Here is a 3,716-nt window from a genome sequence, read left to right as displayed (position 1 = left end):
GGGGCGGCCCGGACGGGGCCGGGGCGGCCCGGACGGGGCCGGGGCGGCCCGGACGGGGCCGGGGCGTGCCGGTCAGGCGAGCGGAAGCGCGTGCAGCACGTCGTCGTGGCCGGCGTAGATCCGGTGGTCGTCGGCGGCCAGCGACCAGACGTCCACGCCCGGCCCCGAGTCGCGGAACGTCCACCGCTCCTCCCCGGTTGCGGCGTCGAGTGCCTGGACGCCGGAGGCGGCCGGACCGGGGACCAGGAGGAGCCCGCCCGCCACCAGCGGGCGGCTGCGCCGGTCCAGCCGGAACGGCAGCCAGACGTCCCAGAGCCGCTCCCCGGTGGCGAGGGCGTGGGCGGTCACCAGGCCGCTGTCGCGCGGGACGAAGACGGTGCCGCCGGAGGTCACCGGCGGCAGGCAGCGGCTGGAGTCGGCGGGGCCGGGCTCGACCGACCAGTGCGGCGTCCCGTCGGCCACCCGCAGCGCCCGGACGGCGCCGGGGTGCCGCGGGACGTAGACGTGCTGCTCGTCGGCCACCGCCCAGCCCAGGCCGACCTCCGTGGGCACCTCCCAGAGCCGCCGCCCGGTGGCCGTCTCCAGCAGGACGAGCCGGCCGCCGCCGGTCGAGGTGTCGAGGAGGGGGATCCGGCCACCGGCCGGGGTCGCCGGGGAGAACGGCCGTTCGGCGCCGGTCGAGGCCCGGGACCAGAGCACCGCCCGGTCCGGGTAGCGCACGGCGAACAGGTTGCCGGTCCCCAGGAAGGGCCGGGATTCGGCCCGGCCGAAGACGATGTCGCCGTCGGCGCCGAACAGGGTCGCGCTGGTGCCCAGCTCCTCGGCCAGCGGCAGGCTCCACTCCGCGGCAGGCTCGACGAGGTGGCGGGAGTCGAGGTGGCCCGGCGAGGCGGTGAACAGCCGGTCGCCGGAGACGACCACCCGCAGGCCGGGCAGGTCGGTGTCGCTCGGCCAGTCGGACCGCGGCGCGTCGACGGCCAGCGTGCGCAGCACCGAGCCGGTGGCGGGGTCGAGCACCTGCAGGCCGGCGCGGGAGAGGAACAGCGGCCGCGCGGGGCGGTCGCCGAGCCGTTCGGGCGTCATCCCCTCGGGCCCCCGGTACGACCAGAGCGGCGCCGGCCCGCTGAGCCGGGTGGGCTGCGGCTTCGGCGCCGGCTCCCGGGCGTCGCCGCCCGAGCGGCCGAGCGCCCAGGCCGCCGCACCCGCCGCGAGGACCCCGGCCCCGCCGAGCAGCAGCCGGCGCCGGCCGAGCCACCGCCCGTCGTCGTCCCCGCGGCCACCGCCGATCACGTCGGCCGGTGCCACCGGTGCTCCCTCGGCCTCGCCGTCCCACTGCCAGGAGGCCGCCTCGGCCGCGTCGGTCCGCCCGGACGCCGGGTGCTGCATCTCCGTACTCGATTCCCCCTGGGCAGCCGCCGTGCTGCACCTTCCGACGGAGGATATCCGAGCGGCGCCCGGTCGTTCGCAGGCGCCCGGGCGCTCCCGGCTCCGGCGGGCCCGCCGGACGCGCCTGCGGACGGCCCTCGGCTACGCCTCCTCCGGCGGGTGGTCGGCGAGGTCGGCGATGACCTCCGCGTGGCAGGGGAGGGGGACGCACCAGCAGCCCAGGCGGCGACCGCGCAGCCCGGGGAGGAGGGCGAGCAGCTCGGGGCGGTCGAGGAGGTACGCGCGGTAGCGGACGAGCATCTCCTCGCGGGTGAGGTCGGGACCGGGCCGGTACGGGCAGTGCAGCGGGGACTCTGCCAGGTGCCAGCCGCCGCGGTGCACGGCGCGGCCGACGTACACCACGTCGGCGTAGTCCGGGTCGTCGCGGTGGCCCTTGAGGTTGACCACGGTGGTCGGGCCGGGAGGGGGCGGCATGCCCCCATGCTGGCGCAGCCGGGACGGACGGGCACCCCGGGGCGGCGGGGGCTCGCCTTGACAGTCCCTTGACCCCGGCGTAGCAAGAGAGGATGCGCCAGGGTGTGCCGGCGGACCCGTCCGGTCCGCAGCCGACCGCTCGTGCCCGGGCGACGCGTCCCGACCCGCACCGTCCGCGGCGGAGCGACGCCGCCGCCCGGGCCGCCCACGAGCGGGACTCCCTGCTGGCCACGACCGCCCGCAACACGCTGGAGAGCACCGGCGCCTACGGCGCGCTGGTCTACCTGCGCTCGCGTGACCGCCGCTCGCTCGTGCTCTGCACCATCGCGGGCGTGCCGCTCTCGCTGATGAGCGCGTTCCGCCGGGTCGCCGCGGCGGGCCCGATGCCGGTGGCGGTGTGCTACCGGACCGGGCGGACGATCACGCTGTCCGACACCGAGGACACCATGCGGCGCTTCCCGCAGCTGGCCGTCGGTCTGCCCTACGACTACGCCTCGGCCTGCGTTCCGGTCCGCAGGGGCGAGGCCCGGTACGGGGTCGTGAGCGCGCTCTGGCCCTCCTCCGACGACGGGGTGCCGGAGGAGGCGCGGTCGCACCTGCGGAAGGCGGCCGACCGGCTGGCCGCCGGACTGGCGCAGCTGGAGGAGGCCGGGTACCCGATCGAGCCCAACGGCGACACCGCGGTGGTCGAGCTGGCGCCCCCGGGGCCGCCCACCACCCGGGTCGGGCTCTTCGACTGGAACGTGGCCACCGGTGCGATCTCCGCCGACGACCAGTTCTGCGAGATCCTCGGCCTCGACCCCGCCGAGTTCGACGGCCGGGCGGCCAGCCTGACCACCCGGATCGCCCCCGGCGACCTGCCCGAGTTCCGCGCCGCCGCCCGGGCCGCCCTCGACCACGGCCGGATGCTGGCCGCCCGGGTCCGGGTGCTGGACCGCGACGGCCACCACTACCCCGTCGAGCTCTGGGCCCGCGTCCCCGAGGGCGTTCCCGACGGGCGTGCCCACCTCGTCGGCGCCGTCCTGGACACCCGCACCGGCACCGCCGCCGCGGCCGCGGTCGAGCGGCTGCACGACGGCGTCTTCTCGCTCGACCCCGACGGCCGGATCACCTACGCCAACCGCAGCGTCGAGCTGCTGCTGCGCGCCCGCCGGGAGGACCTGGTCGGCCACCACCCCTGGGAGGTGCTGCCCTGGCTCTCGGACCCGGTCTACGAGAACCGCTACCGGGCCGCCATGCTCTCCCAGCAGCCCACCGCCTTCCTGGCCGCCCGACCGCCGGACGACTGGTTCGCCTTCTCGCTCTACCCGGACGCACACGGCGTCACCGGCCGGGTGGTCGCCGCCGAGCCGCCGCCGGGCCGCACCGGGAAGCCGACCGAACCCGAGCCCGACCTCGGCGCCCGCCCCGGCGTCGGCGGCATGTACCACCTGCTGCAGCTCGCGAGCGCGCTCAGCGAGGCCGTGACCGTCCGCGAGGTCTGCCGCGCCGTCGAGGAGCAGATCCTGCCGGCCTTCGGCGGCCAGGAGCTCGCCATCTACGCCGTCCGCGACAAGCGACTGCACCTGATCTCGCAGAGCGGGTACCCCGACGGCTTCCTCGACCGCTTCGAGGGCACCCCGACGGGTGCCCGGGTGCCCGGGGCCGAGACGCTCAGCACCGGCGCGCCGATCTTCTTCGAGAACGTCCACGCCCTCGCCGCCGCCTACCCGGGGATCGCCCTCGACGAGATGGGCGCCTGGGCGTTCCTGCCGCTGATCGCCTCCGGGCACCCCGTCGGCAGCTGCATCATCGGCTTCGACGAGCCCCGCGCGTTCACCGTGGAGGAGCGCGGACTGCTCACCGGCCTCGGCGGG

Annotated in this window: 3 protein-coding genes; 1 reads left to right on the top strand and 2 read right to left on the bottom strand. The window is 77.3% G+C overall.

What is annotated here, in order from left to right:
• Positions 1 to 72: 72 nt before the first annotated feature.
• Both MCM47_RS44435 and MCM47_RS44430 read right to left on the bottom strand, forming a co-directional pair.
• On the bottom strand, positions 73 to 1,386 hold the full coding sequence (locus MCM47_RS44435) for a PQQ-binding-like beta-propeller repeat protein (protein ID WP_238864687.1): 1,314 nt from the start codon (positions 1,384 to 1,386) through the stop codon (positions 73 to 75).
• Between the two features lie 141 nt (positions 1,387 to 1,527).
• Positions 1,528 to 1,860, bottom strand: a complete 333-nt coding sequence (locus MCM47_RS44430) for a DUF4326 domain-containing protein (protein ID WP_238864686.1) — start codon at positions 1,858 to 1,860, stop codon at positions 1,528 to 1,530.
• 92 nt (positions 1,861 to 1,952) lie between these two features.
• Between MCM47_RS44430 and MCM47_RS44425 the strand changes: the two genes are divergently transcribed.
• Positions 1,953 to 3,716 (top strand): GAF domain-containing protein (locus MCM47_RS44425; protein WP_238951676.1); only part of this gene is annotated, 1,764 nt, incomplete at its 3' end.

This window comes from Kitasatospora sp. A2-31, from assembly GCF_022288725.1.
Classification (GTDB): domain Bacteria; phylum Actinomycetota; class Actinomycetes; order Streptomycetales; family Streptomycetaceae; genus Kitasatospora.
Note: the sequence above shows the minus strand (reverse complement) of the source record. Positions and strands in the feature narration are given on the sequence as shown.